The 3,880-nt window shown below is 39.5% G+C and carries 4 protein-coding genes; all 4 read right to left on the reverse strand.

The window, feature by feature from the left end:
• Nucleotides 1-533: hypothetical protein (locus FVQ77_17285; protein ID MBW8052057.1), on the reverse strand; the 533-nt coding region annotated here is incomplete at its 3' end.
• Nucleotides 534-1,283: 750 nt separating this feature from the next.
• Nucleotides 1,284-2,210: a D-glycero-beta-D-manno-heptose-7-phosphate kinase gene (locus FVQ77_17290; protein ID MBW8052058.1), complete on the reverse strand. Its 927-nt coding sequence runs from the start codon at nucleotides 2,208-2,210 to the stop codon at nucleotides 1,284-1,286.
• Nucleotides 2,211-2,323: 113 nt separating this feature from the next.
• On the reverse strand, nucleotides 2,324-3,226 hold the full coding sequence (locus FVQ77_17295) for an alpha/beta hydrolase (protein ID MBW8052059.1): 903 nt from the start codon (nucleotides 3,224-3,226) through the stop codon (nucleotides 2,324-2,326).
• A gap of 231 nt (nucleotides 3,227-3,457) precedes the next feature.
• On the reverse strand, nucleotides 3,458-3,880 hold a 423-nt coding region (locus tag FVQ77_17300), incomplete at its 5' end, for a CHAT domain-containing protein (protein MBW8052060.1).

The raw sequence follows: 3,880 nt of genomic DNA on the forward strand, positions 1-3,880 counted from the left end.
GTACTCATCCCTGTTCCCACTGAATCCCAGCTTGTCCCATCCCATTTAGCAATATTATTAACACTCACTCCACCTGCAGTAGTGAAATCTCCTCCTGCATAGAGCGCATTATTGTAAACTGCTAAGGCTCTAACAAGACCATTTATCCCTGCTCCCACTGGAGCCCAACTTGTACCATCCCATTTAGCAATACGATTGACACTTACTCCACCTGCGTTAGTGAATGCTCCTGCTGCATAGAGTGTATCTCTAAAAATGGTTAATGCAAAGACACCAAAAGGTGTCAGACCTGATCCTAAAGAATCCCAGCTTATCCCATCCCATTGCGCAATAGAAATTGCGCTTACTCCACCGGCATTAGTAAAAAATCCAGCTGCATAAAGTATATTTTTAACAGTATCTACAGCAAATGCTTGTACGACACTACCATTCATTTGCGTTCCCACAGAGTCCCACTTTTGGGCTTTTGCTTTAAAGGATAAAGTGATTAAACCCACGAGGAAAATTACGATTATTGGTTTTAAATTGTTCATGTCTATTGATTTTTATACGTTCTAATCCTAAAAAAACAAAACCAAAAACTTACCAGGTATATTCCAAAAAATGGAACAAATCACCGGTTTAAATATAACTTTGAGCCACCAAGTATACAACACTTTTTTTAATAAAACAAATATTTTAAAACTTTTATTAAAAAAATTAAACCAAGGCGTAAAGATTTATTTTAAATTAGATTAAAACCCGATGCAATAAAAAAAATAAATTTTTAAAAGTCCGGGAAAATCTGTAATATTTTTACCTCCATACTAATTCAGATGTTTTCATTTTGTCAGTCCCATCATCCCGAGTACTCGGGACCGCCAATACAAACTTCGTACCTGCTTGCCTTTCGAAAAGCCTACACGTTGCAGGCAGTCATACCAAAAACCTGAACAGGGGACTCTGATGTGTGCGAACTACTATAGTTCCTCCTTAAAAATATATTCTAATATTTTTAAGGAGTCCCATCAGAGTCCCCTTTTTAAGATAGTAATATGTTTGAATTTAGGATTTCCGGTCCCGAGTACTCGGGATGATTGTACTAAAAAGATAACCACTTGATAAAGAGAAGAATAGACAAAAAGAGGAAAAGTACGTCCTATTGTGAATAAAGGGCTGCATTAAGATAATATATTGCAAAAATTAATAATAATAGGGTCAACCAGCACCCAGTAACCAGCATCCAGTAACTGATAATTTGATGCATGATGTTAATAATGATTACAATTTAAGTTGTTTTTTAATCAATTAACCAGGTTATGTTCTTTCATCGCTTCGTCTAACAGGTCTTTTTTATTTACCGGTACTACCCCCACATGCTCACAGACCAGCCCTCCTGCTATGTTGGCAAGGTTGGCAATAAGTTTAGGAGGTAATTTAAGCGACAGGCACAGCGCTGCAATGCTTAACACGGTATCGCCTGCCCCGGAAACGTCAGAGATTTCGCGTTTCAGTGCAGGTATAAGCGCTGCAGTGCCTTCATGGTCAATGAAAATTCCTTTATCAGATAATGTTATAAGAGCAGAATGTATAGAAGTTTTTTCTTTCAGTGACCTGACAGCATTCTTTAAAGAGGCTGTATCTGTCGGGTCAATATCCAGGTGAAGGGATTCTTTTAATTCTGCTAAATTGGGCTTAAACAGGGATACATCCCGGTAGTGGAAGAAATTCCTGATTTTCGGATCAGCCACTGTTGGAACATAATTTTTGTTAGCAGCGCTGATGATATCACGGATCAATTGTTTGTCAAACAACCCCTTATCATAATCCTGCAATATGATCACATCGGCTTTCGGGATATTTTCTTGAATTTTTTTCAGCAATAGCTGTTTTTCTTCTTCAGAAATGGCGCTGTCATCTTCGGAATCGACACGCAGCAGGTGCTGTGAACCTGAAATGATCCTGTGCTTGATGGTGGTGATCCTTTTTTTGCCTCTTACAATACCATCGGCAGATAAATGATGCTCTTTGAGCAATGATAGAAAATTATCTCCTTCAAGGTCATCACCAATTACTGAAAAAAGCACCGGGTTTGCTCCTAATGATCGTACATTTAATGCTACATTGGCTGCTCCTCCGGGCCTTTGCTCTCTTTTCTGCACTTTTACCACAGGCACAGGCGCTTCCGGAGAGATCCTTTCTACTCCTCCCCACAAATAGGAGTCTATCATAGCGTCTCCTATAATAAGGACTTTGAGCTTTTCAAATGATTGGAATATTTTAAACACAGATTACACATTTTAAAGTACGAAATTCGAAATTCGAAATTCGAATTCGTAATTCGTCATTCGTCATTCGTCATTACTTTTTCCATCCACTCTGTCAAAAACGCAAACACTTGCAGCTTTTCCGGTTCATTGTGAATTTCGTGGTAAAAACCTTCCCACATCTTAAAAGTTACATCATGTTGCGGTGTTGCTGCACATCTTTTAGCAAAATCGCTGCTGGCTGCTGGCGATGTAAGCTCATCGTCACTACCGTGCATGAGCAGTATGGGTATCTCTAATTCATTGGCGTGTTCCAGAGCCCAGAGCCCTGCCTGATAAGCGCTTATAAAAAGGCGGGCGGATACAAGATCGTGAACCAAGGGGTCGTTTTCATAAGCGCTGACCACTTCAGGATCTCGTGAAAGCGCTTTAGTGTTCAATTCACTGGATTGGCTGAATGACGGCAAGATGTTGTTCATCATCTTAGCCAGGATCACTTTTATCTTAGGCGGTTCAAAAGAAAGATGCAGCCAGGGGGAAGATGCAATGATCCCGTTTATGGGTGGTGTTGTGGTGTCGGGTGCCTGCCCCGAATTCCTCGGGGTTTCCACCTGACATACCCTTATTGCAAAATTGATGATTAGGTTTGCGCCAAAACTTTGACCATACAAGAACTGTGGTAAAGAAGGAAAACGATCTGTTGTCTTATCTAAAAAAAGTTTTATATCATCCAGCAAAGCTGTGTAAGAAGGCGTATGCCCCCGTTTGCCATCTGACTTTCCATGCCCGCGCAGGTCAAAAGCTGTCAAAGCAAATCCTTTATCAGTGATGTATTCTGCAAGATGGACATATCTGCTGCTATGTTCTCCCAAGCCATGCACAAGGCAAATCACTGCTTTAGGACTATCTTGCGGCTCCCAGCCCTGAGCAAATAGTTCTAAATCGTCTGGGGTGCGGTATTTGTCTTCGAAGTGTTTCATAATCCAGAGTACGGGAATAATAATACTCAATAAAATGCTAATATACGAATGAATACTAATGATACTAATAAAGAAGAGGACACAGCAAAATAATTAGGTAGTGCTTTTCATTAGTCCCGCACATAAACTTAATTATTGGAATTTAGAAAAAAATGCTATAGTTAATTAAATTTATGCGCGGGATTAGTATAATTAGTATGAATTAGTATATTAGCATTACACCTATTCGTATCAGCTTCCAATCAAAATAAATGGCGCCCAATAGTAAGGTGCAGCGTTTTTGCCATCTTTGATCATTTGCAGCTTCGCCTCTTTTATTGATTGTGACACTGATTTTTTACTGATGAGCCTGCTATAAAAATCTATCATCAGATTTGAAGTTGATTCATCTGCTACACGCCACAGTGATACAACTAAATTAGTGGAGCCCGAATAAAGAAATCCTCTTGTCAAACCGATAATTCCTTCTCCTTTTTGAACTTTTCCCAAAGCAGTTTCGCAGGCGCTTAATACCACAATATTGGCGTTAAGTTTAAGATTGTATGTTTCTCCGGCATACAAAATCCCGTCTTCAACAGTAGTTGTATCCCCATACAATAATAATCCGGAAAGTTTGGTTTTTTCTTCATTGATAACCCCATGGGTTGCAATATG

The sequence above is a fragment of the Cytophagales bacterium genome (assembly GCA_019456305.1).
Taxonomy (GTDB): Bacteria; Bacteroidota; Bacteroidia; order Cytophagales; family VRUD01; genus VRUD01.

Bases quoted from the DNA above. Each gene is read 5' to 3' on its own strand.
- FVQ77_17290 (MBW8052058.1), bottom strand. From the start codon at position 2,210: ATGATAGACTCCTATTTGTGGGGAGGAGTAGAAAGGATCTCTCCGGAA.
- FVQ77_17295 (MBW8052059.1), bottom strand. From the start codon at position 3,226: ATGAAACACTTCGAAGACAAATACCGCACCCCAGACGATTTAGAACTA.